This is a genomic window from Pseudomonas syringae pv. tomato str. DC3000, from assembly GCF_000007805.1.
Lineage (GTDB): Bacteria > Pseudomonadota > Gammaproteobacteria > Pseudomonadales > Pseudomonadaceae > Aquipseudomonas > Aquipseudomonas avellanae.
In genome coordinates, this window is sequence record NC_004578.1 from 3,549,719 (window position 1) to 3,565,624 (window position 15,906).

General features: G+C 59.6%; 15 protein-coding genes. 8 read left to right on the top strand and 7 right to left on the bottom strand.

Annotated features, from left to right (window positions below):
- Positions 1-154: 154 nt before the first annotated feature.
- Entirely contained in the window at positions 155-688 is a 534-nt protein-coding gene (locus PSPTO_RS16315; protein WP_024666650.1) for a sigma factor-like helix-turn-helix DNA-binding protein, read from the top strand.
- Between the two features lie 121 nt (positions 689-809).
- Positions 810-1,946 carry a M14 family metallopeptidase gene (locus PSPTO_RS16320; RefSeq protein ID WP_046463314.1) on the top strand — a complete coding sequence of 379 codons (1,137 nt, stop codon included), beginning with the start codon at positions 810-812 and terminating at the stop codon, positions 1,944-1,946.
- 33 nt (positions 1,947-1,979) lie between these two features.
- Here PSPTO_RS16320 and PSPTO_RS16325 read toward each other — a convergent pair whose 3' ends face one another.
- The gene (locus PSPTO_RS16325) at positions 1,980-3,224 is read right to left on the bottom strand and encodes an MFS transporter (RefSeq protein WP_011104410.1); all 1,245 of its coding nucleotides are present in this window, start codon (positions 3,222-3,224) and stop codon (positions 1,980-1,982) included.
- 106 nt (positions 3,225-3,330) lie between these two features.
- Here PSPTO_RS16325 and PSPTO_RS16330 point away from each other — a divergent pair, with 106 nt between their 5' ends.
- Positions 3,331-3,876, top strand: coding sequence for a TetR/AcrR family transcriptional regulator (locus PSPTO_RS16330; RefSeq protein ID WP_005766294.1), 546 nt, complete (start codon positions 3,331-3,333; stop codon positions 3,874-3,876).
- A 76-nt stretch (positions 3,877-3,952) separates the two neighbouring features.
- A complete protein-coding gene (locus tag PSPTO_RS16335) occupies positions 3,953-5,257 on the top strand; it encodes a leucine-rich repeat-containing protein kinase family protein (protein ID WP_275014309.1) in 1,305 nt (434 codons plus the stop codon).
- An 18-nt stretch (positions 5,258-5,275) separates the two neighbouring features.
- Here the strand turns inward: PSPTO_RS16335 and PSPTO_RS16340 are convergent, their stop codons facing one another.
- From PSPTO_RS16340 to PSPTO_RS16350, 3 genes are all read right to left on the bottom strand, one after another.
- Entirely contained in the window at positions 5,276-5,980 is a 705-nt protein-coding gene (locus tag PSPTO_RS16340; protein ID WP_005766298.1) for a YebC/PmpR family DNA-binding transcriptional regulator, read from the bottom strand.
- Positions 5,981-6,181: 201 nt separating this feature from the next.
- On the bottom strand, positions 6,182-6,955 hold the full coding sequence (locus tag PSPTO_RS16345; RefSeq protein ID WP_011104412.1) for an enoyl-CoA hydratase: 774 nt from the start codon (positions 6,953-6,955) through the stop codon (positions 6,182-6,184).
- Between the two features lie 82 nt (positions 6,956-7,037).
- Positions 7,038-8,246 (bottom strand): acetyl-CoA C-acyltransferase, encoded by a 1,209-nt coding sequence (locus tag PSPTO_RS16350; protein WP_011104413.1) that lies wholly within the window; start codon positions 8,244-8,246, stop codon positions 7,038-7,040.
- 175 nt (positions 8,247-8,421) lie between these two features.
- Between PSPTO_RS16350 and PSPTO_RS16355 the strand changes: the two genes are divergently transcribed.
- On the top strand, positions 8,422-8,901 hold the full coding sequence (locus PSPTO_RS16355) for an LEA type 2 family protein (protein WP_005766304.1): 480 nt from the start codon (positions 8,422-8,424) through the stop codon (positions 8,899-8,901).
- Between the two features lie 148 nt (positions 8,902-9,049).
- Positions 9,050-9,949, top strand: a complete 900-nt coding sequence (locus PSPTO_RS16360) for a glycoside hydrolase family protein (RefSeq protein ID WP_046463316.1) — start codon at positions 9,050-9,052, stop codon at positions 9,947-9,949.
- Between the two features lie 25 nt (positions 9,950-9,974).
- Here PSPTO_RS16360 and PSPTO_RS16365 read toward each other — a convergent pair whose 3' ends face one another.
- On the bottom strand, positions 9,975-10,331 hold the full coding sequence (locus PSPTO_RS16365; protein ID WP_005766308.1) for a hypothetical protein: 357 nt from the start codon (positions 10,329-10,331) through the stop codon (positions 9,975-9,977).
- A gap of 517 nt (positions 10,332-10,848) precedes the next feature.
- On the opposite strand from PSPTO_RS16365, the gene PSPTO_RS16370 reads away from it, so the two are divergent.
- Together PSPTO_RS16370 and PSPTO_RS16375 are read left to right on the top strand one after the other, a co-directional pair.
- The gene (locus tag PSPTO_RS16370; protein ID WP_010204398.1) at positions 10,849-11,091 is read left to right on the top strand and encodes a hypothetical protein; all 243 of its coding nucleotides are present in this window, start codon (positions 10,849-10,851) and stop codon (positions 11,089-11,091) included.
- Positions 11,088-13,829: a beta-glucosidase gene (locus PSPTO_RS16375; protein ID WP_046463317.1), complete on the top strand. Its 2,742-nt coding sequence runs from the start codon at positions 11,088-11,090 to the stop codon at positions 13,827-13,829. Before PSPTO_RS16370 ends, PSPTO_RS16375 begins: the two co-directional genes overlap by 4 nt.
- A gap of 15 nt (positions 13,830-13,844) precedes the next feature.
- Here PSPTO_RS16375 and PSPTO_RS16380 read toward each other — a convergent pair whose 3' ends face one another.
- Both PSPTO_RS16380 and PSPTO_RS16385 read right to left on the bottom strand, forming a co-directional pair.
- Complete coding sequence (locus tag PSPTO_RS16380) at positions 13,845-14,495, bottom strand: TetR/AcrR family transcriptional regulator (protein ID WP_007245868.1); 651 nt, start codon at positions 14,493-14,495, stop codon at positions 13,845-13,847.
- 22 nt (positions 14,496-14,517) lie between these two features.
- Complete coding sequence (locus tag PSPTO_RS16385) at positions 14,518-15,879, bottom strand: MATE family efflux transporter (RefSeq protein WP_005766318.1); 1,362 nt, start codon at positions 15,877-15,879, stop codon at positions 14,518-14,520.
- Positions 15,880-15,906 lie beyond the last annotated feature (27 nt).

The following is a 15,906-nucleotide window of genomic DNA, read 5'->3' on the forward strand; positions in this document are numbered from 1 at the left end:
CCGGCTGAAACCGGCTGGAATCAGCACATAAAACGTAAATGCTGCAATTTTTCACTTGAGAATGATTCTCGTATTTAATAGTCTATTCTCATCACGGATGACCTCTGTCAGCTCAAGGAAGAATCCCCCATGGAAGATCAGCGAGCGATACGCCATGAGTAATCAGCTCTCGTCCTTACTGCACCTGCCCGCCCGACTGCCTGATGCGCAGCCGACGCCTGAGTCGATCGAACTTGGCCAGCAACTGGGCAAACTGTCGCGCCGGACCCGGCAGATATTCCTGCTGAGCCGACTCGACGGCCTGCCGTACGCCGATATCGCGCGCTTCATGGACGTAGACGTCACTCGGGTAGAACGCGCCATGCTCAGGGCATTGGGCAAAACCCATCGCCAAACCACCGACGACGCCCGTGCCATTCAGGATCAGGCCAACCGCTGGTACGTGCACCTGCAAAGCCCCACTGCCACGGCCAGCGAGCGGATCGAGTTTCGTCACTGGCTCGATGCCGATGCAGCACACCTCTCGGCGTTTCAGAACAGCGAGCGCGTCTGGCGTCTTTTGCAGGCACCTGCCGCACTGCTTGGCGCCAGCGGCTGGCATCGGCGCAAGCGCAGGGTTTATCTGGCCTGGTGCCTGCTCACGGCATTCATCTGCAGCCTGATGGTCACGGCCGAAGCGATCTCCTGAAAAGCGGACGAGCGTCGCAATGACGTTGACGTCGCGGCACATGAATTTTACGTCGCAGAGCCTGATGTCGATCGGTGTACAGTAGCGGCCTGACCAGGCATTTACAGACGCAGGCACCCTCTTGACTCTCACGATCAGCTCGGACTTCGACAGCGGCAATATTCAGGTGCTGGACAGCAGCGACCCGGCCCATATCAAGCTGGCAATCAGGCCCGACACGCAAAGCGCGCACTTTCAATGGTTTCATTTCAAGGTCGACGGCCTCAACGTGGGTCAAACCTATGGCTTGAGCCTGAGCAACGCCAGCGAGTCGACCTTCAACAGTGCCTGGACCGGCTACAACGCCGTGGCCTCTTATGATCACAAACACTGGTTTCGCGTGCCGTCGGGTTTCGACGGCAAGGCGCTGAATTTCAGCCTTGCGGCCGAGCAAGCGCAGGTCTGGTTTGCCTATTTCGAACCCTACAGCCGTGAGCGTCATGACGGGCTGATCGAGCAGGCGCAGACAAACGCCGGCATGCAGGTGCTGGCGACCGGCAAAAGTATTGAAGGCCGTGACATTCAGTTGCTGCGCAAAGGCGATGGCAGCGAAGGCAAGCGCAAGATCTGGTTCATCGCCCAGCAACATCCCGGCGAACACATGGCCGAGTGGTTCATGGAGGGCGTGATTGAGCGTCTGCAGCAAAAAGACGACACTGTGCTGCAGCAATTGCTGGACAGTGCCGACCTCTATCTGGTGCCCAACATGAACCCGGACGGCGCATTCCACGGTCATTTGCGCACCAACGCAGCCGGCAAGGACCTCAACCGCGCCTGGCAGGACAGCACCGAAGCGCAGAGCCCGGAAGTCCTGTTCGTCAGGCAGCAGATGGAAAAATATGGCGTTGACATGTTTCTCGACGTCCACGGCGATGAAGAAATACCTCACGTATTCACCGCCGCCTGTGAAGGCAATCCGGGCTACACCATACATCAGCGGCAACTCGAAGAGCGCTTTCGCAGCCGTCTGAGCGACGTCACTGTCGATTTCCAGACGGTTTACGGATACCCGCGCAGCGCGCCTGGCCAGGCCAACATGAACCTGGCGGCCAACGCCATCGGCGAACGCTACAAATGCCTGGCGCTGACCCTGGAGATGCCGTTCAAGGATCACGACAACGCACCGGACCCGCTCACCGGCTGGTCAGGCAAGCGCTCTGCGCAACTGGCCAAGGATGTGCTGAGCGTGCTGGCGCAGATGGTCGAAGAACTGCGCTGATCCACAGTGACTCAAGCCGCCCGAAGTGCCCACTTACCTGGCTGGGGGAAGGTGGGCATTTTTCTTTGCGCCCGCTGCACGACGCACTATCAACCCCGCCAGCGCGATCAACGCCAGGGTGATCACCACCGCGCCGTAGACATTACTGGTCATCACCAGCCCCACCGAATGAGCAAAGTACCCGGCGATCAGTGCGGGTATGCAAAACGCCAGGTAACTGAGCACCAGAAACGCCGACATCAGCCCTGCCCGCTCATGGGCATGTGCCAGCGGCATGAGCATGCGCAATGCACCGAGAAAGCTTGAGCCAAAGCCGATCCCCGCCACCACGGCACCGACGAAAAACAGCCACAGCGCCCCCAGATTGACCGCCAGCAGAATCACCGCCACACCAAGCGGCAGAAAGCTCGCGCCCACCCACAGCCCCAGCACCGGCTCACGTTGACGCAGGGTGAGAATCGCCAGCGCGCCGCTGAGTGTCAGCGCCGCAACAGCCAGCCCCCCATTGAGCGGCGAGGTCGAGCCGGTTGCCGCCGCCAGCAGCGATGGACTCAAGGACAGAAAGAAGCCGCCGAGCGCCCATGCCGCAATGTCCACCGGCAGCACCAGCCACAACATGCGCCGCGCCTGTTGCGGCACGTGCAGCGACGGCTTGAGGGATTGCCAGACGCCCGGCTGGCGGCTGACGGTTTCTGCGACCCACCCGAGATAAATCGCCTGAACGACGAAAGCGGCCAGCAGAAAACAGTAAGCGAGCATCAAGGGCAGCGGCGCCCATTGCACCAGTAAAGCAGTCCCGAGTGCGCCGACCGCCATGCCGAGCATGGGCGAAATACTGTTGATCAACGGGCCTTTGGCTTGATCACTGTCCAGCAACGCAGCCCCCAAAGCACTGGCCGCAAGCCCCGTCGCAAACCCCTGTAGCAGGCGCCCCGCCACCAGCCAGGTCACGTCGCGGGCGAAAATGAACAGCAGCATCGAGACGATTTGCAGCAGCAGTGCGCCGAAAATCACCGGGCGTCGCCCCAGGTAATCAGACAGCGAGCCGCCCATCAGCAAGGCAGCCAGCAAACTGAACGCATACACTGCAAAAATCAGGGTGAGCACGCTGGCAGAAAACCCCCACGCCTCCTGGTACAGGTGATAAAGCGGTGTGGGCGTACTGGACGCAGCAAAAAAGCACAGCGTGGTGAAAGCCAGAAACCCGAGATGGCTTCGCGCCGTCACTGTTTCAGGTTCAGGGCCGCATGAAGCCTGATGGGATAACGAACGGGACATGAAGGCACTCTCCGTTGATGCAACCTGCTAAAGCCATAAATTAGCTTTTGCGGAGTGTGCGACTGCACCCAGCTTAAAGCAAATACTTTGTGTTAAGGTCCGCCGCATGGCTATCAAAGAAGCAGTACGCACCGGAGGCCGCAGCGCCCGGGTGCAGGAATCCATTCACCGCGCCGTTCGGGACTTACTCGAAGCGCATGATCGCGCGGCGCTCAGCGTGCCCATGATTGCGGCTCAGGCCGGCGTCACGCCGTCAACCATCTACCGCCGCTGGGGCGATTTGACCACGTTGCTGGCCGACGCCGCCATCGAGCGCCTGCGTCCCGATACGCCGATTGATCAAGGCAGCCTGCGTCAGGACCTGTTGAGCTGGAGCGAGATGTACCTGGACGAAATGTCCTCGGCACCAGGTAGGGCGCTGATGCGCGATGTGGCCGCCAGCACCTCGGGCTGTGTGGGCAAGTGCGCGGCAATGGTCCGTGAGCAATTGCAGATCATGATTGACCGCGCCACAGAGCGTGGCGAAGCCTCACCGACTGCGGACGATCTGATCGACGCCATCGTTGCACCGATGATCTACCGGATTCTGTATTCCGAAGCCGCTCCAACACTGGAACGTGTACACCAATGGGTAAACCGCTGCCTGGGCTGAAGCCACATGGCAGCAGCCAATGCCTGAAACTCCCGTTATGATGCGCGCCTTGTCCGATCAACGACCGAATCCATTCATGCATACCCTCGCAGACCTACGCGCCGGCAAGCTGGCAGGCATCAAACGGCTCGACCTCTCGTGTGGTCTGAGCGAATTCCCGGCCGAGATATTCGAGCTGGCGGACACCCTGGAGGTGCTGAACCTCAGCGGCAATTCACTGACGTCCCTGCCCGACGACTTGTGTCGCCTGACGCATCTGCGCGTGTTGTTTGCGTCGGACAACCCGTTCACCCATTTGCCCGAAAGCATCGGCCGGTGTCAGCAGTTGCGCATTGTCGGCTTCAAGGCCAATCGCATCGAACAGGTCAGCGCCGCAGCGTTGCCGCCGCGCCTGCGCTGGCTGATCCTCACCGACAACCGAATCGAGTACCTGCCCGATGAACTGGGCCGCCGTCCTGACCTGCAAAAGCTGATGCTGGCCGGCAACCGGTTGCGCAGCCTGCCCTCCACCCTCGCTGATTGCCACAGGCTCGAGCTGCTGCGCATCGCTGCCAACCGCTTGACCGAACTGCCAGCATGGCTGCTGAGCCTGCCCGCCCTGGCCTGGCTCGCGTATGCCGATAACCCGCTGTGCGCCGAGCACCTGGCCGAGCCGATCCGCCCGATTGCGTGGCAACAATTGCGCATCGGGCAGCGACTGGGCGAAGGCGCGTCCGGGATTATTCAACAGGCGGTCTGGCGAAACGAGGGTGAAGAACGAGCTGTAGCGGTCAAGCTGTACAAAGGCAGTATCACCAGCGATGGCTCACCGCTCAATGAAATGGCCGCTTGCATCGCGGCAGGGCATCACCAGCACCTGATCGAGGTGCTCGGGCAGATCAGCGGGCATCCCGATCGGCAAAACGGTCTGGTCATGGAGCTGATCGCACCCGACTTCACCAACCTTGCCGGCGCGCCCAGCCTGGAGTCCTGCAGCCGCGACGTCTATGCCAGCGATACGCGCTTTTCGCTGCCGGTGTTATTGCGCCTGGCCACCGGTATTGCTGCGGTTACCGCGCACCTGCACGCCAATGGCATCACCCACGGCGATTTGTATGGCCACAACATTCTCTGGCAAGCCGATGGCGACTGCCTGCTGGGTGACTTCGGTGCGGCGTCATTTCACCCGTCGGCAGACGCAGGCCAGGCGCTGGAGCGCATCGAAGCACGGGCTTTCGGTCTTTTGCTCGGGGAGTTGCTGGAACGTTGCGATGCAGCGCCGCAAGATCAGGACGTCATCGACGGCCTGCAAGCGCTGCAGACACTTTGCGTGCAGCCGGACAGCCAGCAACGGCCGTCACTGGCAGAGGTGCATCTGCACCTGCAGGCATGGAGCGCATGACGCGCTCCATAGCGTGAGTCAGCCCGCCAGACCGACGTACACGTTCTGTACGTCGTCATGGTTGTCGATGGCTTCAAGAAACGCTTCGACTTCGGCCATTTGCTCATCGCTCAGGCCATCCACGGTGCTTTTCGGGCGATAGCCCAATTGCGCGGACTGGACGGCAAAGCCGAATTGCGGGAGCGCCTTGCAGACGGCGTCCATGTCGGTAGGCTCGGTCAGGAACAGCGTCGCGCCCTCTTCACCCGGCTCGCAGTCCTGAGCACCGGCCTCGATAGCGGCTTCATCGGCATCAGCGTCCGGCGCCGTGGGCACCGCTTCGATCATGCCCTGATACAGAAAATCCCAGGAAACCGAACCCGCAGCGCCCAACTGGCCTTTGCGAAACAACACGCGAATTTCCGAGACTGTGCGGTTGATGTTGTCAGTCAGGCACTCGACGATCACCGGCACGCGGTGCGGTGCAAAACCTTCGTAGGTCAGGCGCTCGAAGTTGACGCTCTCGCCCAGCAAACCGGCGCCTTTCTTGATGGCACGTTCCAGGGTTTCGCGTGGCATCGAAGCCTTTTTCGCCTGCTCCACCACCAGGCGCAGACGCGAGTTCATGTCCGGGTCTGCACCTGCGCGGGCCGCGATCATGATCTCCTTGGACAGCTTGCCAAACGTACGTCCCTTGGCATTCGCTGCCGCTTCTTTATGCTTGACCTTCCACTGTGCGCCCATGTCTGCTCTCTTGATTCGATAGGCACCTAGCCGCCTGCGCCTGCAAGACTGGCAGAGCGCGGCGCTGGCAAGGCGCTGAAAAAGGGTTGCCGGCAAATACCCTGTCCGGCGCGGCGCATTTTATACGCGATCACGGCAGATGAAACCCCCGACGGGCACATTGCGCAAACCAACCCGTCAGGATGACCTTATAGCGCTGACCTAACAGTCCTTGAAATCCGGCTGGCGCTTGTCGATAAACGCTTGCATGCCTTCTTTCTGGTCGTGACTGGCGAAGGCCGCATGGAACACCCGGCGCTCGAAACGGATACCTTCAGCCAGGCTCACCTCAAAAGCGCGGTTGACGCTCTCCTTGACCATCATCGCCACCGGCAGCGATTTCGCGGCGATGGTGGCGGCCACTGCAAGTGCTTCGGGCAGTAGCTGGTCAAGCGGCAAGACGCGGGACACCAGACCCGCGCGCTCGGCTTCATGGGCGTCGATCAGGCGGCCTGTCAGGCACATTTCCATTGCCTTGGCCTTGCCAACCGCACGGGTCAGACGTTGCGTCCCGCCCATGCCCGGTAACACGCCGAGGTTGATCTCCGGTTGACCAAACCTGGCGTTTTCGGCAGCCAGAATGAAGTCACACATCAGTGCCAATTCACAGCCACCGCCCAGCGCGAAACCGGCCACGGCCGCGACCATCGGTTTACGCCGCGCGGCCACGCGGTCACTTTCACGAAACAGGTCATCGAGGTAGATCTGCGGGTAGGAGAGCTCGACCATTTCCTTGATGTCAGCCCCCGCAGCGAAGGCTTTTTGCGTGCCGGTCAGCACGATACAGCCAATGGCGCTGTCCGCCTCGAACTGGTCAAGCGCGTGGTTCAACTCGTCGATCAGACGAGCATTCAGTGCGTTCAGGGCCTTGGGACGGTTCAAAGTGACCAGCCCGACGCTGCCTACAACCTCACTGAGGATTGTCTCGTAATCCATTGATAAATATCCATTTAATGAAAGCGTGCGATAAACGCAGATTAAATATAATTCGATTTAATTATTATCTATAACCTATTGATTAATAAACCAATTCAATAGCAACAGCGGTCGCTTCACCACCACCAATGCAGATTGCTGCCAACCCACGCTTGAGCTGCCTGCGCCGCAAGGCTGCCAGCAACGTGACAATGATCCGCGCGCCCGAAGCCCCTATCGGGTGACCCAGTGCACAGGCGCCGCCATTGACGTTGACCTTCTCGTGCGGGATACCCAGCTCGCTCATGGCCACCATCGGCACAACTGCGAATGCCTCGTTGATCTCGAACAGATCGACGTCATCCAGTGCCCAGCCTGTCTTGCCCAGCAGGCGCTGAATGGCCCCGATGGGCGCTGTCGGAAACAGCCCCGGTTCGTCGGCGAAGCCTGCATGGGCGTGGAATATGGCCAGCGGCTGCAAGCCTCGGCGCTGCGCTTGTGACTGACGCATCAACAATAGCGCCGCTGCGCCATCGGAGATGGAACTGGAGTTGGCTGCCGTGACCGTACCGCCGTCGCGAAACGCCGGTTTGAGTGTCGGGATCTTGTCTGGACGCGCCTTGGGCGGCTGCTCGTCATGGGTGATGTGCCTGGATTCTTTGCCCACCGTGACCTGCACCGGAACAATCTCGGCATCGAAGTGCCCGTCGGTGATGGCCTGCTGCGCGCGGGCCAGTGATGCCAGAGCGAACGCGTCCTGCGCTTCGCGGCTCAAAGCATGGCGCTGAGCACAGTCTTCGGCGAAGGTGCCCATCAGTCGGCCTGGCTCATAGGCATCTTCAAGGCCGTCGAGAAACATGTGGTCCAGCACCTTGCCGTGCCCCATGCGATAACCGCTGCGCGCGCGGTCGAGCAGATAAGGCGCATTGGACATGCTCTCCATGCCCCCGGCCACCACCACGGTGGCAGCGTCGGCCATCAGCAAATCATGGGCCATAATGGCGGTCTGCATCCCCGAGCCGCACATCTTGTTGACCGTGCTGCACAACGTGCCGGTGCTCAACCCTGCACCCAAGGCCGCTTGCCGGGCAGGCGCCTGGCCACAACCCGCCGGCAGCACGCAACCAAACAGCACGTGCTCTACGTCACCCGGGGCAATGGCGGCGCGTTCGACGGCGGCACGGATGGCAATCGACCCCAGCCGGGTCGCGCCAAGGCTCTGCAAGTCGCCCTGAAAACCACCCATGGGCGTGCGCGCTGCGCTGACAATGACCACAGGGTCGTGATGAGGGATTGTCCTCTCGATGGACATGGCTATCTCCAGTCTTGTTTTTATTTGATCGTTTGAATCATCAACCTGCGGCGGCAAGGACGCAATGGTTGCAGCAAGCAGATTAGCGGGTATCTGCACATCGCGCGCAACGTTACGAATCTCTCACCGGCAGCGAGGTCTGACTGTTATTGCACCTTGACGCTGGAGCCCACGAATGTCGCTACGCCCTTTTCGCGCCTTGCTCGCCGGCCTTCTCGTTCTGAGCCTGAGCGCCTGCGCGCTGATCCCTCATCGAGATCCACTGACCATCAATGTCGTCGGTATCGAACCTATTCCCGGACAAGGGCTGGAACTGCGCATGGCGGTCACGCTGCGGGTACAGAACCCGAACGAAACCGAGATCAACTACAACGGCGTAGCGCTGGACCTGGACGTCAATGGCAAATTGCTTGCCTCGGGCGTGAGTAACCAGAAGGGCACCGTAGGACGCTTCTCCGAGGCAGTGCTGGTGGTGCCGGTCAGCGTGTCGGCATTTGCCGCCTTGCGCCAGGCACTGGGGCTGACGCAAAGCCAGCGCCTCGATAACCTGCCCTACACGCTGCGCGGCAAGCTGGCCGCAGGCCTGTTCGGCACACTGCGTTTCAGCGACAGCGGCACACTGGACCTGCGCCAGGCAGAGGGTGACCCGTTCTGACTGCCGGCAAGCGGTGAATAGCAGAACCGCAGGACGAGCAGGGTCATAAACAAGTACCGTCATTAACAGGTCCGAGAACGCTGGCATGCTTGCTGCTTGGTTCCGGCAACCTGTGTTTTCGCCCCTCATGCTCAAGGAAGACCTGCCAATGATGCTGTGCAAGCTGTCAGCAAATCGCCGCGCCCTGCCTCTTTCCCCTCTCCTGTCTCTCATAACGCTGCTCGCGCTGCTGCTTAGCGTGGCGATTTCACCCGCATGGGGCGCCGATAAAAGCGCCAAGCGCGGCATCGCTTATGACATCGCCCAGCCTGCCGACTTGAGCGCGTTATCGGCAGGTGTGAGCTGGTGGTACAACTGGAGCCCGAAACCGCATGACCGCCTGGCGTCCTACGATTACGCCTCGATGTATGGCGTGGACTTCATTCCGATGATCTGGAACGACAACGTCGATGACGGCCAGTTGAAACTCTATCTGCAGGCACACCCAGCCATTCGCTACCTGCTGGTCATCAACGAACCCAACCTGCTGGACCAGGCCAACATGACGCCCGAGGCCGCTGCGCGCTTCTGGCCAAGGCTGGAACAGATCGCGGCGCAGACCGGGGTGAAGCTGGTAGGCCCGGCCATGAACTGGGGAACCATGTCGGGTTACGGCGACCCGGTGGTGTGGCTTGACGCCTTTTATGCCGCGTATCGATCGATGAATCAGAATCGCGACCCGCGCATCGACTACCTGGCTTTTCATTGGTACGACTATGGTCTGGCGGGGATGCTCGACAGGCTGTCACGCTACGGAAAACCCGTTTGGGTCACAGAATTCGCCAATTGGCATGGCCTGGACGACGGCATGCAGATTGATTCGGTAGAAAAGCAAAAGCAGCAAATGGCCAATATGGTTGCCACACTCGAAGGGCGCGCGGACGTGTTCAGGTATGCCTGGTTCACCGGGCGCATGACTCAGGACCCTCATTTCTCCAGCCTGTTGAGCAACGAGGGCACACTCACCGAGCTGGGTCAGTACTACCTTTCGTTGCCGTACAGCCAGTGAAGTTCGCGCCTGAAGATGACGCCGGTCAGCGAGTGACGCCGGCACCTGCGTCCATCAAGGACGCTGCGCCGATCTCGGTCAGGCCGCTGATCAGATGCTGGGTGTAGGGGAATGATCGATCGGGTTCGAGGGTTTTGACAGAGGTCAGCAACCCCTCCCTGACCAGCGTGTCGACCGTTGTTACGCAAACACCGATGGCAGGGACGCTGGGTTGCGACCGCACCAGCTCCCTGTAGATCTGACCGAACGTCAGCTTTCGACGCTGACCACCGCACAGTCGCTTGACGGCACCCAGGACCACACGTTCGATCCGGTTATATTCGTTGCTCACCACACCCGCCTTGAAATAGCGTAACTGACCGTCAATAAAACTGATGCTCACTATAAAACAGCAAACCGCCCTCTCTTTGAAAAATCAATAGTAAACCCATTGATTTCCATGCCGCACTTTACCTATATAAAAACTGGACACAGCCGCTATCCGCACTTCAATAATCGAGCGTTTATTATTATTGAAAGACAATCAAAAATTGCCATTTCAGTCAGGATGCAAAGCTTACCAGACCACTAAACCTAACAACAGTTAGGTTTATAAAAAAGCAAGAAATAAAAATAAAAAGTCACTATCGAGCTATAAAAATCCAAAAAATCAAAAAATATTGGTAAAAAAAGCCAATCACAGATCAAAATCAAAAAAATATTCCGGCTACAATCATCAAAAAACAGCAGCATGGCCAACTGATATCATTTATTAAACCGAGCGATGCGAATACTTTATCGCTCAGTGAACTTCTTAGTGTTGCGCTGGACTTAACACTCGGCCACGCCGCTGTGCCATTGCAATAACCCTCAGTTTTATTCTGTCACCCTCAATCGAGATGCAATCGATGAATAGATCCATGCTGTCTGTTTTCAGCGCAGTACTTGTGTGCGCGCAAAGTGTCTCCGCGCTGGCAGCGGACTCGACTTCCACGGCCGGTGCCGCTGCCGCCAGTCAACAGATCCGGGTGCAGGTGGAAGCGAAGCGCGACCAGTTGTCCGGCGCTGACAAGATCAGCCCGACGGCGCAGAAAAGCTCCTCCACCCTGCTCGATACGCCGGTGGACACCGACGATGCACCTGCGCAGGCACAACGCCCATGAACAGTTCTAATCAACCTTTCGCATCGACCAGAAGGACACTTGCCGTGTCAGCGTTCAAACAGACCCTGGGCCTGAGCCTGCTGACGTTCAGCGTCATGCAGGCCCACCTCGCGCTCGCCGCAGTGACACCGGCCACCGGCAACGCAGTCGAAGCCCGCGTCAGCTCGATTCTCGACAACATGAATCAGTCCGAGAAGATCAACTTTACCCGCGTGAATGACGGGCACATGATCCCTTCTCTACTCAAGTGGGGCATCAAGGGCACCGTGGCGTATGACTCGTCGATGGGCGTGCACGTCAACAACGCCACCTTTGGCGCGCAGTACCCGTCGCAGTCCGCGCTGGCTGCCACCTGGAGCATCAACCGGGCCAAGGAATTCGGTCTGGCCATTGCCTACGAGACGCGTATTTCCGGTGGCCAGCAGATGCTCTCGCCTGGCGCAAACCTGTACCGCACCCCGTACAACGGCCGCTCGGCAGAGTACGTCAGTGGCGAGGACCCGTTCCTCGGCGCGGTCATGGCACCGGCCATCGTCAACGCCATTCAGGCGCAAGGCATTCAGGCCAGCGGCAAGCATTACCTGGCCAACGAGCAGGAAGCCAATCGCCAGGCCGTCGACGTCAAGGTCGATGAGCGCACCCTGCGCGAACTGTATTTGCCGGGCTTCGAGTCGATGGTCAAGAACGCCAACGTGGCGTCGATCATGTGCGGTTTCAACAAGGTCAATGGCGACTACGCGTGCGAAAACCATCACCTGATCACCGAGGTGCTCAAGGGTGAATGGGGCTATCAAGGCACGGTAATCAGTGACTTCAACGCCATTCACGACGCGTTCAAGGGCGCTTGGGCCGGCACCGACATCGATATGCCGTCGGGCCTGCAATTCACCGAAGCCAAGCTGCTGCCTTACCTGTGGAGCGGGCAACTGACCCAGAACGTGATCGACGACAAGGTCAAGCGCAACCTGCGGGCCATCGTCAGCTACGATTTCCAGGAAAACCTTAATACCGCCAAGACCCTGGACCACCCCGAGTACGGCATGCGCGCAGCGCTGAATACCGCGCGTGAGTCCATCGTTCTGCTGCGTAACGAAAACACTGCGGCGGGCAAACCGCTGCTGCCACTGGCGCGCTCGGCGAAGATCGCCGTGATCGGCAACTGGGCACATGAAACACCTGCGTCACCATTCGGCACGGCCAACTCGCCGCCCAACAGCTACGTCACCGAACTGAGCGGCCTGCAGCAACTGGCGTCCAACAGCACCGACGTCACCTACCTCCCGGAAATGAGCCTGAACCCGGCGAATTCGACCTGGTATCAGCCAGCCACGGGTAACAACAGCATCAGCAATTCCGGGGTTAAAGCCGAGTATTTCTCCAACACCAGCTTTTCCGGCGATCCGGCACTGACGCGCGTCGAGCCAGGCGTAAACCTGAACTGGGCCACCGGCACCAACGTCACCAATGCGGGCAGCACGGCCGTGTCGGGCTTTAGCCCTTCAGCCGGTGCCTTCTCGGCCCGCTTCACGGCGACCATCAAGCCGACTGTCTCGGGCGCACAGGTGTTCAAGGTTCGCGCCGATGGCCCTTACAAGCTGTGGGTCAACGATGAGCTGGTACTGCAGAGCGATGGCGTGCCTTACTCAGGCGACGTCGTGAACGCGCTGACAACGTCGGGGAAAACTGCTGAATTGAGTGCTGGCAAGACCTACACCGTAAAACTTGAATACCAGCGCATTCAGGGCAATTTCATTCCTGTGCTGGGCGGCCTGACCGGTGTGCAGATGAGCTGGGCATCGTTGCGTCCGCCGAAGGATCTGTCGAGCTACGATGCGGTCGTGGTTGCCACCGGCACTACGTCTGAAAACGAAGGCGAAGGTTCTGACCACGGTTTCGATCTGCCTGACCAGCAAGCAGAGCTGATCAGCTACGTCACCAAGGCCAACCCCAATACCATCGTGGTCATGCATGGCGGTGGTGTGGCCAACATGCAACCGTGGGCGAACAAGGTCGGCGCGACGCTGCAAGCCTGGTTCCCGGGTCAGCAAGGCGGGCAGGCTCTGGCCGAGATTCTGTATGGCAAGGTCAACCCGTCGGGCAAACTGCCGATCACCATCGACAAGAAAATCGAGGATAACCCAAGCTACGCGTCCTACCCGGACCCGGCGGCCTATCGTGGCGACAATGCTCTGACCGAAATGACCTACAGCGAAGGCCTGTACATGGGTTATCGCGGTTATGACAAGAAGCACGCCAAGCCGCTGTACCCGTTCGGTTACGGGCTGTCCTACACCACGTTCAGCTACAGCGACCTCAAGCTGTCGACCAACGTGCTGACCCCGGGCGCGACGATTGACGTCAAGTTCACCGTGACCAACACCGGCGACAAGGCAGGCTTTGAAGTGGCACAGCTTTACGTGCAACCGGTAAAACCGGCTGTAGACCGTCCGGAGAAAGAGCTCAAGGGCTTTACCAAAGTCTATTTGCAGCCCGGTGAGAGCAAGACGGTCAGCGTGCCGATCGACTCGCGTTCGCTGGCCTACTACGTCGACAAGACCGCAAGCTGGGACGTTGACGCCGGCAAGTTCAAGATTCTGGTGGGTGCAGATTCGGAGAACCTGACCCTCGACCGGACCCTGATTACCCTGTACCCGGAAAAGCTGACCACCCGCGACAGCAACCCGCTGCCGTTGCCACTGCGCAAGGCAGTACAGGTCAGCGCGGCACAGACGTACTGATCCACCCTTCAAGGCTCAGGGATGAGCCTTGATATCCCTTCCCAGACGCTGCACGTAAACCTCGAACACCGCCATGACATCCACGTCGTCCGGGCTTCTCAGCCACTGAATCTGCAAACCGTCCATGACCGAGAAGATTTCCTGGGCCAGGGCTTTCACGTTGATGTCCGCACGAACCTCCCCTGCTTCTATCAACGCGTTCAGATGACCGCGGGCATGCTCGTGGGTCATCTGAAATCGCTCACGGTGCCATGAACAGGCCGGGTGTGAAGGTGAGAGGCTTTCGGTGTTCATCAACAGCGCAGCCTGGCACTCATCGGCATTTTCGACGCTGAAGCTCATGCTCAGCTTGAGAAACTTCAGAAACCCGTCAAGCGTCAGTTCGGTGACCATGTCCTGAAACCTGGACGTGACCCGCTGATCCCTTCGCTCCAGCAACGCGCTGAGCAGCGCTTCCTTGTTGGGAAAGTGATGCAACAAGCCAACCGTCGTGATGCCGGCCAGCAGCGCAACCTCGCGCATGGATGCACTCGAGTAGCCGTCTCTGGCGAACACCACCGTGGCAGCGTCCAGCAAGGCCTTTCTGCGCATGTCGCCCTTGGGCGCCCGGCGTCGCTTGGGCGCTACCGATGCTTCGGATTCATTCCCTGATTCTTCGATGACCATAAAAACCTGATTACGCCTTGATTCAATGTGCCTGGGCGTTCATGCCCCTGGCCCTGCCGGTATAAAACCGTTTTGCTGTCAGCGATGCGGTAGCGATCGAGATCAGTGCAATGACCGCATTGCCGGCGAACATGCCAGGCAACGCGCCACTGCTGCCGAACCAGTGCGTGCCGGCCAGCACGAACGGCACTGTACCTGCTGTCGCTCTGAGCCAGGCGAACACCGCCACCCACCATGACTTTTTCATGGTGATGAACACGGCAATGGCGACAAAATCCAGCCCTATCACCACCCAGAGGCCGCCGCCCCACCAGCAGAAGGCAATGAATACCGCTCGGGCTTCGACGCCGAGTTGGTACAGATCGGCAATCATGCCGCCGCACAGTATCAACACAAGCCAGACGGCCAATCCGTAAAAGACCACCATGCGCCGGCTGAAGACGATGGCCGAACGGACCCGATCATCCCGATTGGCACCGATATTCTGCCCAAGCACCGGAGCCAGTGCACCGGGCAGTGCAAAAAAAGCGCAGTAGGAAAATTGCAGGACCCGGTCCAGCACGGTCATGGCGGCCAGCGCTGAAGTGCCGAACGTAGACAGCGATGCAACAAGATAAGCCAGACCGACAGGCGTCGCCAGGTTTGCGGCCATTGCCGGAAGAGCGAGCCGGAAAGTACGCCCGGCATGCAGGCGCAACAGCTTGAGGTTGCGCGTGAACACCAGCCCTATGCGACGGCGAACCCAATACACGCCGATTGAGGCGGAAACGCCGGCCGACACCGCAAATGCAATGCCTGCGCCCTTCAGGCCCAGATCCAGAACAAAAATGAACAACGGGTCGGCGACCGCCAGCGTGGCAGCGGCTGACAGCACCACGGCCAGCGCCCGACGGTTATCACCGGTGGTTCTGAGCATCTGCGCCGACATCTGCATAACCGCCTGTAACACGGTAAACGGCAGGGTCAGCCAGATGAAGCTGCGCGCCGCGTCATAAGTGGCGGCCTCGGCCCCCAGCCAGTGAGTGATCGGCACCACCAGCGCCAACTGCAGCGCAGCGCCCAGACCCGAGACCATGACGACCATCAGCATAAGGCTGGCGGTGAGTCGCGGCACAGACCTGGCGGCCCGGTGGCCTATGCGCTCCGACAGCACCGCTGCTGCTGCGATGATCAGGCCGGTGGTCAGTGCCGAGTTGAAAAAAAGCAGCACCTTGGCGATGCCCACCGCAGCCAGAAGCACCGGATCGTGCAGCATCGAGACATAGACCAGCGTCAGAATGTCGACGAGAAATATCGCAAACAGGCTCAAGGCGCTGGTACTGGCGGTCACAACGATATGCTGCGCTACGCTGCCTTGGGTAAATCTTGCGCCGGCGTGGGCCATCAATGTTTCTCAAAAGGCCTGACGAGC

Coding starts and splice junctions, on each gene's coding strand:
- PSPTO_RS16315 (WP_024666650.1), top strand. CDS start 155: ATGAGTAATCAGCTCTCGTCCTTACTGCACCTGCCCGCCCGACTGCCT.
- PSPTO_RS16325 (WP_011104410.1), bottom strand. CDS start 3,224: ATGTCCCGTTCGTTATCCCATCAGGCTTCATGCGGCCCTGAACCTGAA.
- PSPTO_RS16330 (WP_005766294.1), top strand. CDS start 3,331: ATGGCTATCAAAGAAGCAGTACGCACCGGAGGCCGCAGCGCCCGGGTG.
- PSPTO_RS16335 (WP_275014309.1), top strand. CDS start 3,953: ATGCATACCCTCGCAGACCTACGCGCCGGCAAGCTGGCAGGCATCAAA.
- PSPTO_RS16340 (WP_005766298.1), bottom strand. CDS start 5,980: ATGGGCGCACAGTGGAAGGTCAAGCATAAAGAAGCGGCAGCGAATGCC.
- PSPTO_RS16345 (WP_011104412.1), bottom strand. CDS start 6,955: ATGGATTACGAGACAATCCTCAGTGAGGTTGTAGGCAGCGTCGGGCTG.
- PSPTO_RS16350 (WP_011104413.1), bottom strand. CDS start 8,246: ATGTCCATCGAGAGGACAATCCCTCATCACGACCCTGTGGTCATTGTC.
- PSPTO_RS16355 (WP_005766304.1), top strand. CDS start 8,422: ATGTCGCTACGCCCTTTTCGCGCCTTGCTCGCCGGCCTTCTCGTTCTG.
- PSPTO_RS16360 (WP_046463316.1), top strand. CDS start 9,050: ATGATGCTGTGCAAGCTGTCAGCAAATCGCCGCGCCCTGCCTCTTTCC.
- PSPTO_RS16370 (WP_010204398.1), top strand. CDS start 10,849: ATGCTGTCTGTTTTCAGCGCAGTACTTGTGTGCGCGCAAAGTGTCTCC.
- PSPTO_RS16375 (WP_046463317.1), top strand. CDS start 11,088: ATGAACAGTTCTAATCAACCTTTCGCATCGACCAGAAGGACACTTGCC.
- PSPTO_RS16380 (WP_007245868.1), bottom strand. CDS start 14,495: ATGGTCATCGAAGAATCAGGGAATGAATCCGAAGCATCGGTAGCGCCC.
- PSPTO_RS16385 (WP_005766318.1), bottom strand. CDS start 15,879: ATGGCCCACGCCGGCGCAAGATTTACCCAAGGCAGCGTAGCGCAGCAT.